Source organism: Cupriavidus sp. 21MJTG02-4, assembly GCF_057798975.1.
Genome location: NZ_JBYOJP010000019.1, coordinates 1 through 20,552, shown reverse-complemented (window position 1 = coordinate 20,552; position 20,552 = coordinate 1). Strand labels below are relative to the sequence as shown.

At 59.0% G+C, this 20,552-nt stretch carries 17 protein-coding genes and 1 pseudogene; 12 read left to right on the top strand and 6 right to left on the bottom strand.

The window, feature by feature from the left end; translation table 11 throughout:
• Window positions 1–291 precede the first annotated feature (291 nt).
• Window positions 292–1,041 carry a hypothetical protein gene (locus AC3FKH_RS28620; RefSeq protein ID WP_488679076.1) on the top strand — a complete coding sequence of 250 codons (750 nt, stop codon included), beginning with the start codon at window positions 292–294 and terminating at the stop codon, window positions 1,039–1,041.
• A 38-nt stretch (window positions 1,042–1,079) separates the two neighbouring features.
• Here the strand turns inward: AC3FKH_RS28620 and AC3FKH_RS28615 are convergent.
• Window positions 1,080–2,218: pseudogene (locus tag AC3FKH_RS28615) on the bottom strand (IS3 family transposase); the annotation flags it as partial.
• A 202-nt stretch (window positions 2,219–2,420) separates the two neighbouring features.
• Between AC3FKH_RS28615 and AC3FKH_RS28610 the strand changes: the two are divergent.
• Window positions 2,421–3,446, top strand: coding sequence for an IS110 family RNA-guided transposase (locus AC3FKH_RS28610; protein WP_488679075.1), 1,026 nt, complete (start codon window positions 2,421–2,423; stop codon window positions 3,444–3,446).
• A gap of 608 nt (window positions 3,447–4,054) precedes the next feature.
• On the opposite strand, the gene AC3FKH_RS28605 is transcribed toward AC3FKH_RS28610, so the two are convergent.
• Complete coding sequence (locus tag AC3FKH_RS28605; protein WP_488679074.1) at window positions 4,055–4,417, bottom strand: DUF3307 domain-containing protein; 363 nt, start codon at window positions 4,415–4,417, stop codon at window positions 4,055–4,057.
• Window positions 4,418–4,886: 469 nt separating this feature from the next.
• Here AC3FKH_RS28605 and AC3FKH_RS28600 point away from each other — a divergent pair, with 469 nt between their 5' ends.
• A complete protein-coding gene (locus tag AC3FKH_RS28600; protein ID WP_488679073.1) occupies window positions 4,887–5,702 on the top strand; it encodes an alpha/beta hydrolase in 816 nt (271 codons plus the stop codon).
• Window positions 5,703–5,821: 119 nt separating this feature from the next.
• Here AC3FKH_RS28600 and AC3FKH_RS28595 read toward each other — a convergent pair whose 3' ends face one another.
• Both AC3FKH_RS28595 and AC3FKH_RS28590 read right to left on the bottom strand, forming a co-directional pair.
• A complete protein-coding gene (locus AC3FKH_RS28595) occupies window positions 5,822–7,141 on the bottom strand; it encodes a cytochrome P450 (RefSeq protein ID WP_488679072.1) in 1,320 nt (439 codons plus the stop codon).
• A 106-nt stretch (window positions 7,142–7,247) separates the two neighbouring features.
• Window positions 7,248–8,471, bottom strand: a complete 1,224-nt coding sequence (locus AC3FKH_RS28590; protein ID WP_488679071.1) for an 8-amino-7-oxononanoate synthase — start codon at window positions 8,469–8,471, stop codon at window positions 7,248–7,250.
• Window positions 8,472–8,807: 336 nt separating this feature from the next.
• On the opposite strand from AC3FKH_RS28590, the gene AC3FKH_RS28585 reads away from it, so the two are divergent.
• The gene (locus AC3FKH_RS28585; RefSeq protein ID WP_488679070.1) at window positions 8,808–8,936 is read left to right on the top strand and encodes a hypothetical protein; all 129 of its coding nucleotides are present in this window, start codon (window positions 8,808–8,810) and stop codon (window positions 8,934–8,936) included.
• A 154-nt stretch (window positions 8,937–9,090) separates the two neighbouring features.
• Here AC3FKH_RS28585 and AC3FKH_RS28580 read toward each other — a convergent pair whose 3' ends face one another.
• Entirely contained in the window at window positions 9,091–9,237 is a 147-nt protein-coding gene (locus AC3FKH_RS28580; protein WP_488679069.1) for a hypothetical protein, read from the bottom strand.
• Window positions 9,238–9,447: 210 nt separating this feature from the next.
• Here AC3FKH_RS28580 and AC3FKH_RS28575 point away from each other — a divergent pair, with 210 nt between their 5' ends.
• Window positions 9,448–9,921, top strand: coding sequence for a helix-turn-helix domain-containing protein (locus tag AC3FKH_RS28575; RefSeq protein WP_488679068.1), 474 nt, complete (start codon window positions 9,448–9,450; stop codon window positions 9,919–9,921).
• A gap of 203 nt (window positions 9,922–10,124) precedes the next feature.
• Here the strand turns inward: AC3FKH_RS28575 and AC3FKH_RS28570 are convergent, their stop codons facing one another.
• Entirely contained in the window at window positions 10,125–10,739 is a 615-nt protein-coding gene (locus AC3FKH_RS28570; RefSeq protein WP_488679067.1) for a TetR/AcrR family transcriptional regulator, read from the bottom strand.
• A gap of 183 nt (window positions 10,740–10,922) precedes the next feature.
• Between AC3FKH_RS28570 and AC3FKH_RS28565 the strand changes: the two genes are divergently transcribed.
• The 7 genes from AC3FKH_RS28565 (at window position 10,923) to AC3FKH_RS28535 (ending at window position 19,969) form a co-directional block, all read left to right on the top strand.
• On the top strand, window positions 10,923–12,824 hold the full coding sequence (locus AC3FKH_RS28565; RefSeq protein WP_488679066.1) for a thiamine pyrophosphate-binding protein: 1,902 nt from the start codon (window positions 10,923–10,925) through the stop codon (window positions 12,822–12,824).
• Window positions 12,821–13,615, top strand: a complete 795-nt coding sequence (locus tag AC3FKH_RS28560) for an enoyl-CoA hydratase/isomerase family protein (protein ID WP_488679065.1) — start codon at window positions 12,821–12,823, stop codon at window positions 13,613–13,615. Before AC3FKH_RS28565 ends, AC3FKH_RS28560 begins: the two co-directional genes overlap by 4 nt.
• A gap of 160 nt (window positions 13,616–13,775) precedes the next feature.
• Entirely contained in the window at window positions 13,776–14,963 is a 1,188-nt protein-coding gene (locus AC3FKH_RS28555) for an acetyl-CoA C-acyltransferase family protein (protein WP_488679064.1), read from the top strand.
• Between the two features lie 10 nt (window positions 14,964–14,973).
• Window positions 14,974–15,822 (top strand): 3-hydroxybutyryl-CoA dehydrogenase, encoded by an 849-nt coding sequence (locus tag AC3FKH_RS28550; protein WP_488679063.1) that lies wholly within the window; start codon window positions 14,974–14,976, stop codon window positions 15,820–15,822.
• A gap of 146 nt (window positions 15,823–15,968) precedes the next feature.
• Window positions 15,969–17,606 (top strand): long-chain fatty acid--CoA ligase, encoded by a 1,638-nt coding sequence (locus tag AC3FKH_RS28545; protein WP_488679062.1) that lies wholly within the window; start codon window positions 15,969–15,971, stop codon window positions 17,604–17,606.
• A gap of 47 nt (window positions 17,607–17,653) precedes the next feature.
• Window positions 17,654–19,000: an MFS transporter gene (locus tag AC3FKH_RS28540; RefSeq protein WP_488679061.1), complete on the top strand. Its 1,347-nt coding sequence runs from the start codon at window positions 17,654–17,656 to the stop codon at window positions 18,998–19,000.
• Window positions 19,001–19,672: 672 nt separating this feature from the next.
• Entirely contained in the window at window positions 19,673–19,969 is a 297-nt protein-coding gene (locus AC3FKH_RS28535; protein WP_488679166.1) for a hypothetical protein, read from the top strand.
• Window positions 19,970–20,552: the final 583 nt, after the last annotated feature.

Here is a 20,552-nt window from a genome sequence, read left to right as displayed (position 1 = left end):
CAGTCCGGTTGCCACCGTGGAGAACCGCAAGACGCCCTCTTGAGCTTCGCCAGAAGCCGCGCCGTTGGCGCAGCCGAGCCAACCCTGACGCTGCCGTCGAAGTACGCAAGACGTGGTCGGGTCGCGGTCGCATGCTGAGCTTGCTGGATAAGAGCCGCGCAGCAAATAGAGGTCGGTACGGCGACCCTGGGGCGGCAGGGCGGCGGACTAAGCCGCTTCAACTCACTCAGGTCATGGGAGCGTCTGAGCGATCAGAGATGCGCCTCGCGGCTGGCGCTGTACGAGCGGGTGATGGCGCTGCGCGCCCAGGGCGGCTCGATCAAAGGAATCGCGCGCGAGCTTTCAATTGACCAACGAACCGTGCGCAAGTTCGTCACTGGGGAGGGATTCCCCGAGCGCGCACCCAAGGCGCGGGGTCCGACGCCTTTGGACCCCTATCGCGACTATATCGAGGAACGAATCCTCCAGGGCTGTCGCTTTCCTGAACTAATCTGGCAAGAACTCAAGCAGCGAGGCTATAAGGGCAGTCCCGCCTGCCTGCAGAGTTGCATGGCCCGCCTTCTCTTTCCGCTGGGCAAGACGCCGCATGTCCAGAAGCGCGTGCAAACGATGCCAATTCCGTCGGCCCGGCGCGTGTTCGGATGGCTTGTCGGATGGAGAAAGCTCGCTGTCGAGGAACCAAAGAGCGCGGACCACGAGCGGTTCGTGCAGGCGCCGTGCAAGATCGAACCTGTGGTGGGCGAGGTCCGCAGTCTCGCGCGGGAGTTTCTGGGGCTCATGCATCGGCGAAGTGTGCGACATTTCGATCGATGGTTGAAACGTCTGTCGTGCTGCGACGCTGCGGAAATGCGTGGGTTCGCGCAAAGCCTGCGCGCCGACTTACCGGCTGTACGGGCGGCTTTCACGCTGCCATGGAGCAATGGCCAGACCGAGGGTCATGTCAAACGGCTCAAGCTCCTCTGGGGTTGCCCCGCTTCATCGGACAGATCTGCATTTGAATTTTATGTCGATGGGTTTTCTCCTTGTGATGGGGCAGTGTAGGCCCGGTGTAGCGCCGGATTCCTGCCATTGACGGGCAGCTTTTCAAATTCCTGCGGAGACCGATAGCCCAGAGCGCTGTGCAAGCGATGCGGGTTGTACCAGCCCTCGATCCAAGTGAACAGTGCCCGGCGTGCGTGATCGTGCGTGGCGAAGCGCGAACGCATCAGCAACTCGCATTCGAGCGTGGCGAAGAAGGACTCACACATGGCGTTATCGTAGGCATCGCCCACCGAGCCCATCGAAGGCTGAACACCGGCGTCCCGGCAACGTCGCCCGAAGGCAACAGACGTGTATTGGCAGCCTTGATCCGAGTGGTGAATGACATCCTCTGGGCGGCGCTGCGCGAGCGCCATATCCAGTGCCTGCAACATCAGCTCGGTACGCAGATGGCTGCCCATGGCCCAGCCCACAATGCGCCGGCTGTACACATCCAACACCACTGTGAGATAGAAGAAGCCCGCAGCGGTCGGAATGTAGGTCGCATCGGCGACCCACAGACGGTTCGGCACGTCAGCTTGGAAGTGGCGCTGCACCAGATCCGGAGCCGGTCGTGCACCAGGTGCTCGCCGCGTGGTCTTTACCCAGCGTCGCCGGCTCACGCCGCGCAGGCCCGCTTCACGCATCAGGCGTGCCACGCGCTTGCGCCCGACGTGTATGCCTTGCCGGGCCAGCGTCGCGTGAATGCGCGGCATGCCATAGGTGCCGTGCGAGCGCGTGTAGATGGCCCGGATGCGTGCCAGCAGGTCCCTATCCCGCTGTGCATGGGCCGATGGTCGGCGTTGATTCCACGCATGGAAACCGCTGCGCGAGACCTTGAGCAGCCGTGCCATGGTCGCCAAGGGCCAGGTGGCCTGATTCGCCTTCATGAATTCGAACCCTTGTCGGGTACCGTTCCGGTCTCCCGGGCGAACCAAGCCGCGGCTTTTGCCAATATATCGCGCTCCATCTTGACCTGCCGAAGCTCTCTACGAAGATGGGTCAGTTCCTGGCGTTCGGCTGTGCTCAGGCCATCGTGACGTTTGCCCGCGTCACGGTCAGCCTGTGCGACCCAGTTGTAGATGGTCTGGGCAGTGGGTTCAAATTCCTTGGCCAGGTCTTCCGGCGTTCGGCCGGCGTGGACGAGGTCAATCATTTGCTGCCGGAAAGCAGCGGCATACGGCGCTCGAGTCTTGGCCATGATGGGTACCCCCTACGGTTCAAGATAGCGGGTGTCCAAAAAAGATGGAATGAACGCGCCCCGGCCCTTCCCGATGAAAGGCGCTGTGGTTCAGTTGCACATCTGGCAAAGATGACAGGGTAGGCGGGTCCCCCATCACGAAACGGCATCGATGTGCCAGAGTGGAAGTTGTCACAATCCACACAGGATGGAGGAACCCAAGATGAATACTACGTCCTACGGCCTGGACATCGCAAAAACTGTCTTCCAGCTCTATTGGGTCGAGCCTGACGGGAAGTGTTTCAACCGACATTTCAGTCGACCGAAACTGATCGAATTCCTCGCCCGACGTGAGCCGGGACGCATCGCGCTGGAAGCATGCGGCAGCGCACACTGGTGGGCTCGCCAGCTACGAGCCATGGGCCATGAACCGGTGCTGCTGCATGCCCAGTACGTACGCCCGTTCGTGCAGACCAACAAGACCGATGCGGCCGATGCCAAGGCCATCTGGACCGCGGCTCAGCAGCCAGGCATGCCCGTCGTGGCGCCCAAGACCGAGTCCCAACAATGCGTGCTAAGCCTGCACGCCATGCGTCAGCTGCGCGTGAAGATGCGCACCATGCTGGTCAACCAGCTGCGCGGCATGCTGTTCGAGTTCGGCGTTCATTTTCGGCGTGGACTGCGAACAGGCCTACATGAAATCGTCGAGCGCATGGCCGAAATCGAGCAAGACGTGCCGCCTATGCTGTTCGAGTTCGTGCGCGAACAATTGCTAAGCATCGAGCAGCTCGACCAAGAGATTGCCCGCCTCGATCAACGCATCGACGCCTGGGCGCGGCAGAATCGCGCCTGCCATGCGATTCTCGCCATCCCCGGCATCGGCATGCTCACCGCTACCGCCATGATCGCAACCATTGGCGACGTGCACACCTTCAAGTCCGGCCGGCAACTGGCGGCCTATTTTGGCCTGGTGCCGAAACAGACCGGCACTGGTGGCAAGGTCTGGCTGGGCGGCATCAGCAAACGTGGCGACCCCTACGTGCGCACTTTGCTCATTCATGGCGCTCGGGCCGTGCTGAATCATCTGCGCAGGAAGAATCAGCCCGGCTGGAGCCTGAGGCTCGCGCAGCGACGGCCTGCAAACGTCGTTGCCGTCGCCATGGCCAACAAGATGGCACGCACAGTCTGGGCGCTGTTGGCGCATGACCGAGCTTATGACCGAGACTATGTCTCGGTCAGGCCTGCCTGACCGGCAGGCCCGGCTGGCAGGGAAGAAAGGCAGGACCCCCGTCCACAGGTTGCGACGGTTAGATGAACATCATGGCAAGACAGGTCGGACCGCGGGAGCGCAAGCCCAATGACTCGCAGGTGCCTCAAAGCACGAAAAAAAGGTAGGGACGCTCCCGGCGGAATATCCATGATGGCCCGCAGGCGTCGCCTGCAACCCAAGGCCGGATATAAGTCTGCAACCAGTCCTGCTCAAGCCAAGCGATGGTCGTCTTACCTTGCAAGCCGGGGCGCGTTCATATAAACCAGTCCTGCTCAAGCCAAGCGATGGTCGTCTTACCTTGCAAGCCGGGGCGCGTTCATATAAGCGGGTCATCTCCAATTACCCGGCAAAGGGATTCACATGGCCGCACTGGTGGCCGCAATTGCCGCCATGGGCGCGACGAGTGCGGCTCCCTACCCGGAACACCCTGTCGAGCTTGTGGTGCCAAGCGCAGCGGGCGGTGGTACTGACACGGTCGCGCGAGCCTTCAGCGAAGCCATGCGAAAGTACCTGTCGCAGCCTCTAACCGTCGTCCGCCACGTCAACGTCGGCGCGACGCTCGCCGATGGGCGACGGACTTGCTGGAATCAGTTCAGCCTTCCAACCAGCCAGACTATGGCAAGGTAGGTCAGCACGTGCGCGTACTGGTCCAGGCCAAATGCCCACCAGAACTGCGGCAGATTCGGCGTCAACTTTGCGCGTCTGCCGAGGCGCACCTTCGAGCGGTCGACCATGTAGTGGATGACAGTGTCGAAGATGCCCAGCCAGAGCCAGTGGGTTACACCGAATCCTCCGAGCAGCGCAGCCGTACAAAGGCCATGCAGGCCCGCGTGGGCATAGCCGCCCGGGCTCCGGAAGTCACCCTTGCCGGCTAGCATCCAGCTCGGCTGCCACAGGAAGTCGCATACGAGGTGCTTGGTAAACAGCGCGAATAGCAGCAACAACGCCATGATCAGCCCTCCACCCGATGTTATGCCGGACCGTGCCTCTCTCGGCCCAGACCGACATCGTCACGCCGCTGGCCGATCCGAACCCGAGGCCATTGCCGACTAGATTGCGCGTGACAACCTGCGCCGGGCGCTGTCCTTCGGAAAGAACTGCGCGATCGCTCCCTGAGCCTCGCCACATTCTGCCGGCGGTTCCGCTGGCGCCACGCTATGAAGCCGGGGCATCCGGTACCGCGGCCACGGCAACTGCCAGATCTACTACCTCGTGGTCGGCGATCCCCGTGCGCGCATCGACGCGCTGCACGCCTGCATAGTGGCCCACAACTACGCCGCGCTGTTGTTCAACTTACGCGCGCCGCGCCGCAGGCAAGGTTGGTGCCGGCGTACGATAACCTGTGGACCGGTAGCTCGGAGGGATCTCTTACTTTCCGAAGCGAGCTGGTGTGTATCACGTTAAGCAAAGACTCTTCCTATGCAAGTTCGGCTGGCCTTACGAAACGCTCTGTACATTGCTGTGCTGGTCTATTGCCTGTTATTGGGGTGGGTGTATGTGCGCCAAGACCACTTCATCTACTTCCCGATAACGACCGAGGCATCACTGTGGCGGGAAAGGGCCGTGCATGCCGGGGCTCAGATTATTCCAGGCGTTAACGCGATTGTGGTGGAGCCTCCAGTCGTTGACGCATCGACGAAAACAGCCCTCTTCTTTCACGGAAACGACGGCGATGCCTTCGAGCGGCTCAGCCTGGCCAAGGTCTTCAACAATCGGGGGTACCGCCTTGTTCTGGCAGAGTATCCCGGGTATGGCCCCAACCCGGGAAAGCCTTCACAGGCCACCATTGTTCCCGCTGCGATGGCTTTGATGCGTGAGATTTCCCAACGCTGGCCTGGCCGCGTGACGCTGGTTGGTGAGTCCCTGGGGAGTGGCGTGGCGGCGCAAACTGCGGCTGCCATGCCTGAGAGCGTAGACAAGCTGGTGCTCATCACGCCGTTCACAAGTCTGCGAGAGACGGCGGCTCGGAAAATGTGGTTTGTTCCAGTCAGCCTGCTATTGAAATCTCCGTTTGATTCCAGCGCGGCGCTCAAGAGTTATCACGGGCCTTCTTCCGTGCTGGTAGCGGGTCAGGACGAGCTGGTCGGCCCTCAGGCGGGGCTAACACTTTACAAGCAACTCGCCAGCCAGGGGGCGTCCAACTTACTGGTATTGCCCCAGGCGAGACACAACACTTGGATGTCTGGCCTTACAGAGGAGCACTGGGACCTGCTGCTACGGCCCGCGCCTCGATAACCTCCTCAGGTGGCGCAGTTGTCAGGTGGCGCATGGATTGCTTGACGGTTTTGGTCGCCACCCGACATCTACACCTCTTGCCCTCATTTCCGAAGCAGCTAGACAGCGCACGGAGGAAGTCAGCTGCGACGAGCCACCCTAAGTTTGGCCAATCCCCGGTAGACCGGGTTGCCGTTCCAGTGCGGTTCGGTGTCTACGAGCGAAAGCGCGGGCCAATGGCGCAGAATCGCCCGGAATACGATCTCCGCCTCCATCAGTGTCAGCGCGGCGCCGATGCAGACATGTGGGCCATGCCCGAACGAAAGGTGGGAGCCTTCGCGTCGAGTGATGTCCAGCTCGTCCGGGTTGCGGAAGCGTGCCGGGTCGCGATTAGCGGCGCCGATCAGGACAACGACCAGATCGCCGCGCCGCAGCTGCCGGCCATGCAGCATCAGGTCTGTGGCAACCCGGCGTCCTGTGTACTGGACCGGGCTCTCATAGCGCAGCAACTCGCGCAGGGCGCTGGGCAGCAATTCCGGGGTCTGCTGCAAGCGCTGCCATTGCTCGGGATGGCTCAGCAGCGCGTGCAGTCCGTTGCCAAGCAGATTGCGCGTCGTTTCATGACCGGCAAACAGTAGCATCGCGCATTGCGCCAGTAGTTCGGCGCCGGCCTCGATTTTGCCTTCGGCCTCGGCGTACAGCAGATGCCCGATCAGGTCCCGGTGTTGCGGCTGCGAGAGATCCGTATCCCGTGCCTTGCGCCGTGCCAGCATTGATTCAAAGGCGGCCGCCATCTTGAGCAGGCTGACCTGGGCGCGTCGTTTCAGTGCCGCGTCGGGATCCGGTGCGCCAATGAAGGCGGCCAGGTCTTCGGACCAGGCGAGGAAGTCCGGCTGGTTCTCGGCGTCCATGCCGAGCAGCCTCGCGATGACCATCGCCGGCAGCGGCCTGGCGATCGACTCCATGAAATCGAACTCCTCGGCACCTGCGAGCTGCGCAATCAGCCCGGCGGTCAATTGCTCGATGGTACCGGCGAAAGCGCGCAGGGCAGCCGGACGGAAGGCGGCATTGAGCACTTGTCGCAGCCTCGTATGATCGGGCGCGTCCAGGAACAGCATGGCCCGGCTGAACAAGCGCTGGAAGGGGCAAAGCTCCTGGCGCTCGCCTTCGCTGCCACGCATCACCCAGCCTCCCGTACGCCGCGCGGAATACCGGGGGTCGCGCAGCACGGCTTCCACATCCTCGTGCCGGGTCAGTAGCCACGCACCCCCGAAGAACTCTTCACTCCAATGGATGGGCCCGAGCGCGCGCAGCGCGTGGTAGGCAGGGTAGGGGTCACGCAGGAAGGCGCCGTCGACCAGGCGGTCGCAGGGGACCGACGCTCCGGCCATCGATGCCTGGCTGTGGGACCGGTGTAGAGCCCTCGAGGCGAGAGTGGTGTCCGGGTTGGTAGCAGTCATGCTGTCGGCAATCCTGGTCATTGTGGGATCCTGCTTTGGCAGCCAGACACTGTCGGGGTTCGGTCTGGCTCAATTCGGAAGCGACGGCAATGAGGCGAGAGATTTTTCATGCCTCTCCCCGCCGGGCCATGATGGCGGATAGGCTATCCAGCAAGCGTGTCACGTCGGCTGCGGTATGCGACGCCGATAGTGTGATGCGCAGGCGCGACGTACCACTGGGCACGGTGGGCGGGCGGATCGCGGTAACGCGGATGCCGTCGTTCTCAAGCGCTTCGGATAGCAACAGCGCGGCCTCGTTGTCGCCGACGATCAAGGGCTGGATGGGTGTACTGCTGTCGGCGAGTTGCCAGCCGGCCTGCGGATGCCGGACTTGAAGGGTTTGAAGGCCATTGCGCAACTGCCCGATCAATTGCACCAGGTGGCCGCGGCGCTCGCGTCCTTCATGGCCTGCGATCAGCGCCAGGCTGCTCAGGAGCGCATGGACGATCGCCGGCGGCGCAGCCGCGCTGTGGAGGTAAGGACGGGCCTCGTTGGCCAGATGCTCCACAATCGTCCGGTGCGCAGCGACAAACGCTCCCGCCACGCCCGCTGCCTTGCCCAGCGTGCCGACATAGATCAGGCGCTCGGAGGTCAGCCCCAGGTGCTCCAGGGCACCGCGGCCTCGCTCCCCCAGCACGCCAAAGCCGTGGGCATCGTCCACCACGATCCAGGCGTCATGGTGCTCGGCCAGCGCCAGCATTTCGGCGAGCGGTGCCATGTCGCCATCCATGCTGAATACGCTGTCGGTCACGATCAGCTTGAGCGGGCTGCTGCAGGCAGCCAACTGCCTGGCGAGCGCGGTGATGTCGCAGTGTGGGTACCTTTTCATCGTGGCGCGAGCCAGCAGCGCGCCATCGATCAACGAGGCATGGACGAGCTTGTCGCAAAACAGGGTGGCGTCGGCCGCGCCCAGCGCGCTCAGCACTGCCAGGTTGGCCATATAGCCGGTGCAGAAGTAGAGCGCCTGCACGTTGGGAATATTTGGCGCGAACCACCGGGCCAACTCGATTTCCAGTTGCTTGTGGGCGAGCGAAGGCGCATTGGCGAGGGGGAAAGCGCCGCTACCCGCACCGTAGCGCTGGGCCCCGTCCGCAAAAGCCGCGATCACCGCCGGGTGGCTTGCCAGCCCGAGGTAGTCGTTGCTGCAAAAGCTCAGCAGAGGACGTGCTTGACCGTCCTTGACGCTAACCGTCTGGTGCGGCGCGCAGGCGGTGTGCGCAGCGCGCCGGCGGCGCGTCAAGGCACCGGCGGCCCGCTCGGCCGCGGCCTGGTTCAGTTGGTCAATCAGCAATGGCCGAACTCCTGCACTACAGGCTGCTCCGCAGGTAGTGCAGCCAGCGCATCGCGGCGGTCCAGCATGCGGGTATGTCGGCCGCTTGTGGATGTATTTCCCATCTCACCTCCTGTTTCGGGTCATCCTCGGCGCGGTCGTTTCACGAAAAGGCCGAGCACTGGCATGAATAGGAGAGGGGATGTTAGTCGGGGCCCTCGAGTGCCGCAAACTGGCGCACTCAAGCGAGTTGAGAGCGGGACGGTGATAAAAAACCGACAAAGCCGACAAATGGAAGGGCGATGCGGCAATTGGGCTTCATGCAGCACTGCGGCTCCCTCGGGTCGATTGGTCTTCATGAACGTCACGGAATATAAAGCGCAACTAACCGCCAGGACAAGAAAATCTACAACCTATGTGCCGGCAGGCGACCAGCCCTTCGTTGCCGTTGCGGTCATGGCCGCCAACACCTACGCCAAGGCGTAAGCGGAAAGAACATGGAAGCACGCGGTCGCAGGCACAACGCGCTCGGGACCCTTGATTTTCAAGAACGCTGCCTTGGCTTGTTGCCTGCGACCGACGGATTCCAGCTGCCAGCGCTGGTTCCCCTGCGCGTCGCGCGCAGGGGATCTCAGTGCTTTCAGTCCAGCCTCCCAACCAGCCAGACAATGGCAAGATAGGTCAGCACGTGCGCGTACTGGTCCAGGCCAAATGCCCACCAGAACTGCGGCAGATTCGGTGTCAACTTGGCGCGTCGGCCGAGACGCACCTTCCAGCGATCGATCATGTAGTGAACGACAGCGTCGATGATTCCTAGCCGGGGTGATCGTACTTTTGGTGCAGATTGATACGGCGACCGTCCGGAAAGCCGCTCGCGACACGGCTTCCCGACTTTCCTTTATCTCGAAAATGTCGTTGACTTTCGTCAGCGTGCGGCCGTGTCTTTTCGTCAGCGGTGCGCTACGGAGCACTTATCAAGCAGTATGTCAAAGCTCTCATGTCGGACATCGTCGCCGATGACTCCATCGTGCGAGAGGGGCTCACCGCAGGCCACTGGGCAAGCAATTTGGCCTTCTCCTTGCTGTGGGTTCAGGAGAACGCAGCAGGGATTGCTAGAGCGCCCCGCCTAGATGACATCCCAACGTTCATGGATGCGGTCATCTCTTACGTGAACGACAACATAGCGTCCGAGCTGGCCAGAGAAGACTTAGTGGTGGTCAGTGGTGTCCCGTCCAGAACCTTGCATTATTGGTTTAAGAAGATCTTCAACACTGGACCCATGGAATACGTCAGAGAGGTGCGCCTGCGAAACGTGAGAGAGGAGCTCATGCGATCCCAACCACGGGACGTCTCCGTCGGTGATGTGGCTGCCCGATGGGGCTTCTACGACGGAAGCCGGTTTGCTGCGAACTATCGCCAGTTCTTCGGCGAGTTACCATCAGATACGCTCCGACGCCACCATCTCAACTGACTGCCATGGCCTATCCGACTATGGCCTGTATTTTATGTCCTTAGCGGGCGCGTAGCCGCGCAAGCATGCGCGACAAGGTTGAGTTCTGAGTGGCTTACCATTGGCGTAGTCTGTACGCCTTTCCCCACCTCGGACGTGGAGCTGCGACAAGGCAGCGTACCGCGGGTACTGCACCTGGAGCTAAGCTCCACATGGAAGTAACCTTACGGCGATTTGCTTGCGCGGCTGCGAGCCCGCGCTTGTGGTCGTTCCAGCGCACCGGCTAGGAGAAGCGCTGCCAAGTTGTCAGCTACCTGGTCGAGTGTCTCACGCTCCGGCCTGAACCATTCGAACGTCCAGTTCGCCGCACCAAAGAAAAACATGGCAAGGTGCCGCGCCGGAATGGTGCCAGTGTGCGGCTCGCCGCCCGACAACAGTTTGATCCAGAAATTTTCATAGGCGCGCCGGCCGGGCCGTACAGCATCGCGCAGATGCTGAGGGACGTGCGCGTAGATCCGGATGTTGGCCGCCGGAAAGCTTCCGGGTTCGAATAACGCAGCAATATGTGCCCGCACAGCCGCACGAATGGCCGTGCTCCTGTCGGCATCCGAAGGTAGGGACCTAATCGCGCGCTCCACCTCCTCGTACACCCGCTTGTGTCCTGTATCTAGGATCTCTAAGACTATCTCTTCCTTGTCGCGAAAGTAGTGATAGAGACTACCTGTCGTCACGCCTGCTTCAGCCGCAATCGACCTTAGGGTCACTGCAGAGTACCCCTTCTCTTGGAACTGACGCGCTGTCGTCCGCAACAGCACTTCCTTCAAGTCCGTCTCGCTCATCCCCTGCTCCCTCGCTTAAGCGCCCGACTAAGTGCATCTCTCGCACCAATTATAACAATCGTTCGGTACCGTGTTTCCGCCTCTTGACGCCGTTGGTCTCAATGCCTATAGTCCATAACACACGTTACGTAACATACGTTATGACGCGTAAGCGTATTTATCAATCACTTATAGAGGTGGCAAATGGGAGACCAAGGAAATACTGTTGAGCGCCAAACTGGCGGGACCGTTGTCGCACGAACTCTTCTGGAGAACGGCGTCACACACATGTTCGGCATTCATGGGTATATCAACAATGTCCTCGAAGAAGCCTGCCGACTCGGCGTGACGAACATCCACTTCCGTCATGAGCAGTCAGCAGGTTTCGCGGCCGATGCGTACGGTCGCATTAAGCAAAAGGCAGGAGTATGCTACGCATCCTCCTCAGGCGGCATGTCCAACTACTTGGCGCCCCTGTCGCAAGGCATCGGTGCATTGAGCCCGATGGTGCTGCTGGTAGGCCAGCATGGCACCGCGGGTGACGGCCTGGAAGTCTTGCAAGAAGGTTACGCTGCCGACTGTTTTAAGTCCGTCACGAAGTGGACCAAGCGTCTGACGGACTGGGAGATGAATTCCTACTGGACCCAAAAGGCGTTGCGCGACGCGGTTAGCTATCCGCCGGGTCCGATCTGCTTGGAAATTCCCCTCAACAACCAATGGCGCTTCGGCCCCGAGCCCCAACGCAAATACCTCCCTGCGGGAGAACAGCCGCGAGTGCCGCTGTCCGCGGGCGATCCGGAGACAGTTGCTCGTATTGCAGATCTTCTGATGTCGGCGAAACGACCGTTGATCGTCGCCGGAGACGGTCTCTACTGGTCCCAAGGCGCTGACGCGCTCCTGTCGTTGGCAACAGCTTTGGAGATTCCAGTAAACTCCCGCCGCACTGCTCGCGGCGCCGTATCAGAAGAGCATTTCCTTGGCCTGCCATCATCTGCTCGCGGCGCGATGCTGGCCGACGCCGACCTCGTTGTCTTGATCGGCATGCGCGCCGGCGAACTGGAGTCGTGGTTCGAAGCGCCTGACTGGCCGCGGCGCAGTGTCACATATGTGCAGATCAACGAAACAGGCCAAGAACTCTGGCACGCACTGCCGACGAAGGAAATGGTTGTTGGTTCGGCACGACTGGTAATCGAACAACTTCTGGCCCTATGCGTGACTTCTGGAACGAAGCACGCAGACCGCAGCGAATGGATGGCAAAGCTGGAAAAGGTCCGAGCAGACGTCGCAAACAAGCGCGCGAAACTTCTTCAAAAATACCAAAACCAGACGCCTATCCATACCTTCGAGCTGACGCACGTGCTTGCCGACGTTGTCGACAAGGACGCATCGATCATCTATGACTCGTACTCAGGCTCGCTCTACCTCACCGATGCCGTACGAGCTCGATTCGCCGGTCAGATCCTCGATGCCGGTCCCCGAGTGGCACTGGGTCAGGGTATCGGCATGGCGATCGGCGCAGCCGCCGCACGTCCGGGTAAGCAGGTGGTCACCCTGGTCGGTGATGGCGGCATCGGCATTTCTGGACCCGATATCGAGACCATGATTCACTACAATATCCCGGCCGTCGTAGTTGTGCTAAATAACAGCTCTTGGGGCGGAAACTCGCTCCAAGGTGACGATATTCACCCGAACATCGACTGGTCCGTCGGGCAGAACAACCGCTGGGACAAGGCATTCCAGGCGCTGGGCGCCCACGGCGAATACGTGGAACGAGCGGAAGATTTGGCACCTGCGATGCGGCGAGCGCTGGAGAGCGGTAAGCCAGCAGTGGTCAATGTAGTCGCCGACTGCGATGGCACCGAATACTCGCAAGCCTGGCTGCGTCTGAAATCGGGCGATATGTACTCCCGAGGTTTGGAAAATATCGGCGAGAACATCCGACAGCATTTCAAAGTGTCACCCGTCAACGCACTGCGAATTCGCAAGGCAGCCGAAGACAACGGAACCCAGATCCCGTTGGAATTCATTGCCGAACTTACCGGCAACCAAGTGGAAGAGCTGCGCAAAGTCGCCGCGGATCGGTTCTACGACTTGGGAGGCGCGTGAGCCAAATTTTAACTGCTGACACGATGGATGTCGTCAGCCGGCTCGACGGGGCGGTTGCTCACATCCGTTTCAACCGCCCCAACAAGCTCAATGCCATCAACCTGATCATGGCCGCTCAGTTCAGGCAAGCTTGTGAAACGCTGACCGCGGATCGCCGGGTTCGGGCTATCGTCGTAAGCGGCGAAGGACGCGCATTTATGGCAGGCGGCGACATTGCCGAGATGCATGCCGATTCCACTGTGGCGGGTCGCCTAATTGCGGACATGCATCACAGCTTGACGTTGCTGTCGCATGCCTCGGTTCCGGTGATTGCCAGCGTGCATGGCTCAGTCGCCGGCGCAGGGTTGGGAATAGCGCTTTCTTGCGACCTATGCGTTGCGGCCGAGGATACATCGTTCTGCATGGCATACCCCCTTATCGGTGTTAGCGCCGATTGCGGGGCAACCTGGGGCCTTGCTCGCTTGGTCGGCTTACGCAAAGCGATGGAAATTGCGCTGCTGAGTGAGTCGATCAGAGCAGAGCAAGCGCGCGATATGGGACTCGTGAACATTCTTGTCCCTCAAGCGGATCTTTTCGACGCAACGAAACGACTGGCTGACCGACTTGCGGAGGGGCCGACAAAGGCGTACGGGCAAATCAAAGCCTTACTCCGGGAAGCAGCTTCACGCGATTTTGTCGGACACCTGAAAGCTGAGGCTGCATCCTTCTCTCGCTGCGAAAGTACAGCGGACTTTCAGGAAGGAACGAAGGCTTTCTTAGAAAGACGACGACCTCGTTTTTGTGGGCGCTAACCCGACCCGACAGGCCTGCTAATGGGCCTGTCGGGCGGCATCATCCTAACCCAGGGGAATAGTGGTTAAGGCAAGCAGGAGCGACGCCATCATAGATCGTCCTTCTGTCAAAGCTCTATTCATCCGGACTAACGGTAATGGCAGTTGGAGTGTATTGACGATGAGAAACAATGACGTTTTCGTTGTGGGTATGGCTCGCACGGCAATCGGCAGCTTCGGGGGCGCGCTCAAGAAGAGCCCTTTGACCCAGTTGGCTACGACTGTGGTATCGGCCTCGTTGGACCGGTCTGGAGTGGACCGCGCCGAAGTCGGCCACGTCGTCATGGGCAACGTTATTCCGACGGAACCCAAAGATGCCTATCTCAGCCGAGTTGCCGCATTGGATGCGGGCATCCCCAAAGAGACGCCGGCTTTCAATGTGAACCGATTGTGCGGATCCGGGCTCCAAGCAATCATATCGGCCGCTCAAACGATCATGTTAGGGGACGCATCACTCGCGGTCGGCGGAGGCGCTGAGTCCATGAGCCGAGGCCCGTATATTGTTCCTGACTTGCGGTGGGGCACACGCCTGCTCGACACGAAATTGATCGACGCCATGAACGGCGTCTTGCACGACCCGTGGAAGACCGTACACATGGGAGTCACTGCTGAAAATGTCGCAAAGCGCTACCACATCAGTCGTGAATCCCAAGACGAACTGGCGCTCGAAAGTCAACGGCGCGCGGCACATGCTATCGCTGACGGACGATTCAAAGATCAGATTGTTCCCATCGACGTTACCGTCAAGAAAGAAGTTCGGCACTTCGACACAGACGAGCATGTCAGGCCAAATGTCACCTTCGAAGATTTGGCGAAGATGCGGCCCTTGTTCGCGTCGGATGATGGAACGGTCACCGCCGGAAACTCCTCCGGCATCAACGACGGTGCCGCCGCCATTGTACTCTCCAGTGAGGAACACGTTCGATCTGCTAGCCTCCGTCCCCTCGCACGACTTGTCGGCTATGCGCACGCAGGGGTTGAATCCGATTATATGGGTATTGGGCCTATTCCCGCGGTCCAGCTAGTACTGAAGCGGACCGGTCTGCGCCTCCAGGATCTCGACGTCATCGAATCCAACGAGGCATTCGCTGCCCAGGCCTGCGCTGTCATCCAGGAACTAGGATTTGACCCCTCAAAAGTTAATCCTAACGGCTCGGGCATCTCACTAGGGCACCCCGTCGGAGCTACCGGTGCGATCCTGACGATCAAAGCTATTTCGGAGTTGCATAGAAGCAAAAGCCGCTATGCCCTCGTGACAATGTGCATTGGTGGTGGACAAGGAATCGCGGCAATCTTCGAACGAGTATAAGGAAACCGCCATGGACATTCGTAATATTGGCATCGTCGGCGCTGGCACCATGGGCAATGGCATAGCGCAGATTTGCGCTTCCGCCGGCTTCAACGTCGTCATGGTTGACGTATCGCAAGCGGCAATCGATTCCGGGATCGCCACACTGACCTCGAATCTCGATCGCATGGTAAAAAAAGAAAAACTTAATTCTGATGATAAGAAAGACATCATCGGTCGAATCAAAGGCGGAACAGACTATCGATTTTTCTCCGGAACCGACCTTGTAATCGAAGCGGTAACAGAAAATGAGTCGTTGAAGGCGAGAATCCTGAAAGATGTCGACGCGAACATCAGCGCAACGACTTTGATTGCAACGAATACGTCTTCCCTCTCAATCACGAAACTCGGATCCGCGGTAACCCAGCCTGAACGCTTCATTGGGGCGCACTTCTTCAACCCCGTGCCAGTGATGCCGCTCGTTGAGTTGATTCGTGGGCTGCGCACCTCCGTCGACACGCTGAACTCAATGCGCTCTTTTGTCGAGAAGATTGGAAAGACACCAATCGAGGCGCGCAACCGACCGGGATTTGCAGTCAACCGAATTCTGTGCCCCATGATCAATGAAGCGATTTTCGCTCTCGAAGAAGGACTCGCGAACGCTGAGGACATTGATAAGGGCATGAAGCTTGGCGCGAACCATCCCATTGGGCCACTCGCTTTGGCCGACTTGATTGGACTAGACACCCTTCTCTCCGTCCTGAACTCATTCTGTGAGTCCTTTAAGGATTCAAAGTACCGACCCGCCCCACTTCTGGTCGAAATGGTCGACGGTGGATTTCTAGGTAGGAAAAGCGGCCAGGGATTCTTCATATACTGAAATTCAAAGCCTATTTGGATTTCAAGTCAAATAATAGTACGAGGCCATGATATTTACAATAAAGAACCTATTTATATTGTTTTACGATAAATTGACGTAGTTTTATAGCTACATTTAACGCAAAAATATAATGAAAGGAGACTATTATGCTGAAAGGCCTGATGCAGGATCTGCCTCTTATGATCTCAGGACTACTGCAATATGCAGCGGAGAATCATCCTGAGCGGGAGATTGTGAGTAAGCTTCCCGATGGCAGCGTACATCGATACGGATACAAAGACGCACACTCGCGGGCGAAGCGGCTGGCTTCCGCACTCCTCGCGCATGGCATAAAGGAATCAGACCGTGTCGGTACCATCGCGACGAACAGCTACAGGCACTTTGAGTGTTTCTATGCCGTTTCTGGAATTGGCGCCGTCCTTCACACGGTCAATCCGCGGCTTTTTGAAGGGCAGCTTGAGTACATCATTAACCACGCCGAAGACCGTATTATTTTCGTGGATATGCCCTACCTCTCGCTGGCAGAGAAGTTAGCTTCGAAGTTGCCAAGCGTTGAGCGCTACGTCGTTATGACCGATGACGCGTCGATGCCCCAAACCACACTGCCGCAGGCAATCAGCTACGAAGCTTTTATAGCTGATCATGACGATTCTTATGAATGGCCCGTATTCGACGAAAGGGCCGCGTCATCCCTTTGCTATACCTCAGGAACGACGGGCGATCCCAAAGGAGTGCTGTACAGCCACCGGTCGACGCTGCTTCACGCCATGCACGCAGCGCAACCTTCTGTTCTTGGCATTGGACCAACAGAGAATTTGTTTGTGCTGGCTCCGATGTATCACGCAAATGCTTGGTCGGTCCCCTACCTTGCGCCGATGGTCGGCGCAAAGCTGATTCTTCCTGGCATTGATATGAGCGCGCCGGGGCTGCACGAGTTGATGGTCGGCGAACAAGCCACGTTTGCCTGCGCGGTCCCGACTGTCTGGACGACCATGTTGCAGCACGTGGATTCCAACGAATTAACGCTTGGAAAGCTAAGCCGGGCAGCAATCGCCGGCGTTGCAGTCCCTCCGTCCATGATCGACCATCTTCTGGAGAAGCATGGCGTGTCCGTGCTCCAATTCTGGGGCATGACGGAAATGAGCCCGATTGCCACCATCTCTACTGAGGTACCGGCGCTACAGGAGTTGAATGCCGAAGATCGCAAGAAGGAACTCGCCAAGCAGGGCCGGATTGCTTTCGGCGTCCGCCTTAAGCTGGTTGACCCAGAAGGGAAGATTGTGCCCAGGGATGGAAAATCGGTCGGCGACATCTGGGGAAAGGGACCTTGGATCGCAAATGGCTATTTCAAGCGAGAAGAGACTGACGCCCTGGATCGGGATGGTTGGTTGCCCACTGGCGATGTCGGCTTTATGGACAAATTTGGCTATTTGCAGGTGACCGATCGCAGCAAAGACGTCATCAAGTCTGGCGGCGAATGGATTAGCTCCATCGATTTAGAAAATTCCGCCCTACGGCACCCTGCTGTCCTGGAGGCTGCCGTGGTCGGCGTATACCATCCCAAGTGGGATGAGCGTCCCTTGATGATCGTTACCATTAAACCAGGTAAGACATTGGACGAACCCGCTCTGATGGAGCATCTGCTGGGATCCGTTGCCAAATGGTGGCTTCCTGACGCTGTTGTTTTTGCCGACGCATTGCCCTATACCGCCACGGGAAAGATCCGGAAGGCCGATCTGCGGGAGAAATATCGATACCACCTGCATCAACCTCAACATGGTTAATGTCACCAAAATGATTTTTGGTTTCGTATAAACGGAGGAAGGAAAAAATGCAACAAGTCGATATGCTCGAGTTGGCGAATGAATCCACATTCAATGGATTCCACAAGCGGATTCTATTCTGGGGGCTGCTAATCCTTATCTTGGATGGCTATGACCTCGGCGTCGTAGGTGCGGCGCTTCCCTCCATTATGAAAGACATGAAGGTGGACGCCTCACAAGCTGGCTTCATGGCTAGCTCTGCACTGTTCGGCATGATGATAGGTGCAATGACCTTCGGAGCACTCGCCGACAAGATCGGCCGACCGTTGATGCTGGCAATCGGCGTGGGAATGTTCAGCATTTTTACCGCGGCGGCGGGGCTCATGTCGGAGCCACTCTCCTTTAGCGCATGTAGATTCCTTGCCGGGCTTGGTATTGGCGGCGTGCTACCCATCATTACTGCGCAGATGGGAGAGTACGCGCCGGGCAAGATCCGCGCGAGACTCGTCAGCATCATCTTTGCCGGATACTCCATCGGCGGCGTCCTTGTTGCCCTGACAGCAAAAGGCCTAATTGAATCTTACGGTTGGCCGTCGACTTTCTTCGTCGCCGTGATTCCTGTGCTGCTCATCCCCTCCATCCTAAAGTCCATGCCCGAATCTATGGCCCAACTCATCAAGAAGGGCCGGCAGGAAGAGCTGACCGTCATCGCACGGAAACTATCCCCTGGCCGAGGGATCACAGGGGATGAGCAGTTTGTCTTGCCTGCCTCGGAACGTATGGCTGCTGCCCCGCTGGCAATGCTCTTTGCCGAAGGACGATTCTTCAGCACTATCATGATCTGGATCTCCTTTTTCATGGGCCTGTTCATGACCTATGCTTTGGGATCCTGGTTGGCCAAGCTAATGGCCATGGCCGGATATAGCCTCGGATCGGCGCTCAATTTCGTGCTCGTACTGAATGTCGGTGCCATTGTTGGTGCGATAGGTGGAGGTTGGCTGGGTGACAAAACGAACATTAAGTACGTTCTAGTTGGCTTCTATATTCTGGGAGCCCTTTCGCTCGCGTTGATGGGGCTTACCAGGGAAACCTGGCTGCTCTATATCGTCGTATTCATCGTGGGTGGATCGACACTTGGTACGCTTCTAATGTCTTACGCCTACGTTGGAGATTTTTATCCCGTGGCGATCCGATCCACCGGCGTGGGCTTTGCCTCTGGCATGGGGCGGTTTGGTGCCATCATCGCACCGGTCCTCATCGGCTTCTTGGTGTCGCTGGAACTCCCGCTCGAACAGAACTTCTTCGCTATTGCCATCGTGGGTCTGATGGGAAGTATCGCGGTGCTGATGGTCAAAGATTCGATGAGAGTCGGCCGACAACGCGATGAAGCCAAGTCAGCGCAGACTGCCACATAACCGACAACATGCGCGGGCACCCGCGGGTGCCCGGCGATCGTGGTCGACAGCGTCGCTTCCGGCGTGCTCGCTTGCACGGCGCCAGTGATGTCGACCACGAAGCCGACTTCGTTTCGCCCTCGTACGCAGGCTCCCATTCTGAGGGCGAGCATGAAGGTCGGATCCACGGCCCGAGCGACCGCTTCGGTTTGGTCAGGGCCCCGCCCGAGGACATCGAGCCGCTTCTTATTGAAGCCGGTGATCGGTGGACTCTGGAAAGCCACGCGTTTGCGCGGCAAGCGAAAATCCAACTCGGCCACCTCAGGTTGTGCCACCTCAGCTTTGCCGACGTTCTTCACTTCTATGTACGCATCAACGCCGCTTCGGCGAATCCGTCTTCGTTTGTCACGCGCCTGAATGCCATCCAGGACCGGCAGGCTCGCCATGGCACCTGTCGCTGTCGGTGGAGGCTGACCAAGGAGGGACGGCTCTCGCACTGGGTCAGCGTGCGTCCAGAGGAGGGGTCCCGCTGGAGCCTGATCTGTCCATACGATATCGCGCTCAACGAACTTCAACTCGGCTGGGGCCGTTCGGACCTGGCGCTCTCCAATCGGCCGGCGGAGCAGGAAAGGCGGCGCTTTTGCAGCGTTTCTCACGCGATGCGCGACTTGGGCCTCATCCGCTATACGCGGGATGCAGCGGTCGGTAGCGCCGGCGGGCTATCTATATGCCGATCAGGACGTCTGGACCTGCTGCGAGTGGGTTCGGGAGTCGGCGCTAACCGCGGTGCTCGATATGGCGGTCGCGTGGGAAACCGAGCTGACATTCGACGCGTTGACCACTTGGCTAGATGACATCGATCGGGGTGTTGATCCGCTTGAGCGCGACGATTCCAAATCTTGCGTCCGCCTGTGCGAAACCGACGACGGGCTGTTGCTGATCAGATGGACGCAGGCAGAAGGGTCCGCGTCGCAGACGACTCCGTTCTGAGCGCGACGTTGGGCACGAGCTCGGCACGGAGCGGGCCGCCATGGGCCGTATCCAGCGCCGGACGAAGGGCGGCGCCACGAACCTTGATGCCGGCAAAGGGGTTGGCCAACACCTACCGCTGCTGGTCCTGCACGTCGAATCGAGAATCGTTTGCAACTGACGGTCGAACGTAGCCGGCGTCATCACGGCGGTCGAGAGCGACCCGGCGATGTCTGCATCCAGGTGATGGGGCGTGTGCGCGGTCATCATCGCTGACGCACATTGCGTCGGCCGGTGTGGTGCTTGGCTCGCTGTCGCTGCGCATAGTTGAACAGCAGGAGGGCGGTGCACCTCTGGTGGGCGCGGCAGCACGACGATTTTGCTCCAGGGGGCACGGAACAAAATTAGTTTAACAATGGATACAAATTTAGTTTAACCAACGGCGGTGCAGATCAGCGGGGCAATCCAGTTAAATTAATAGACATAAGCGCAGTTATGTCTAAGAATATGCCATTGTGATTGTATAAATCACGTATTACGTAGTAATATATATAGAAATCTCACTCACTTTTTCCCGATGCCGGCCGCCGACCTCGATCTGACT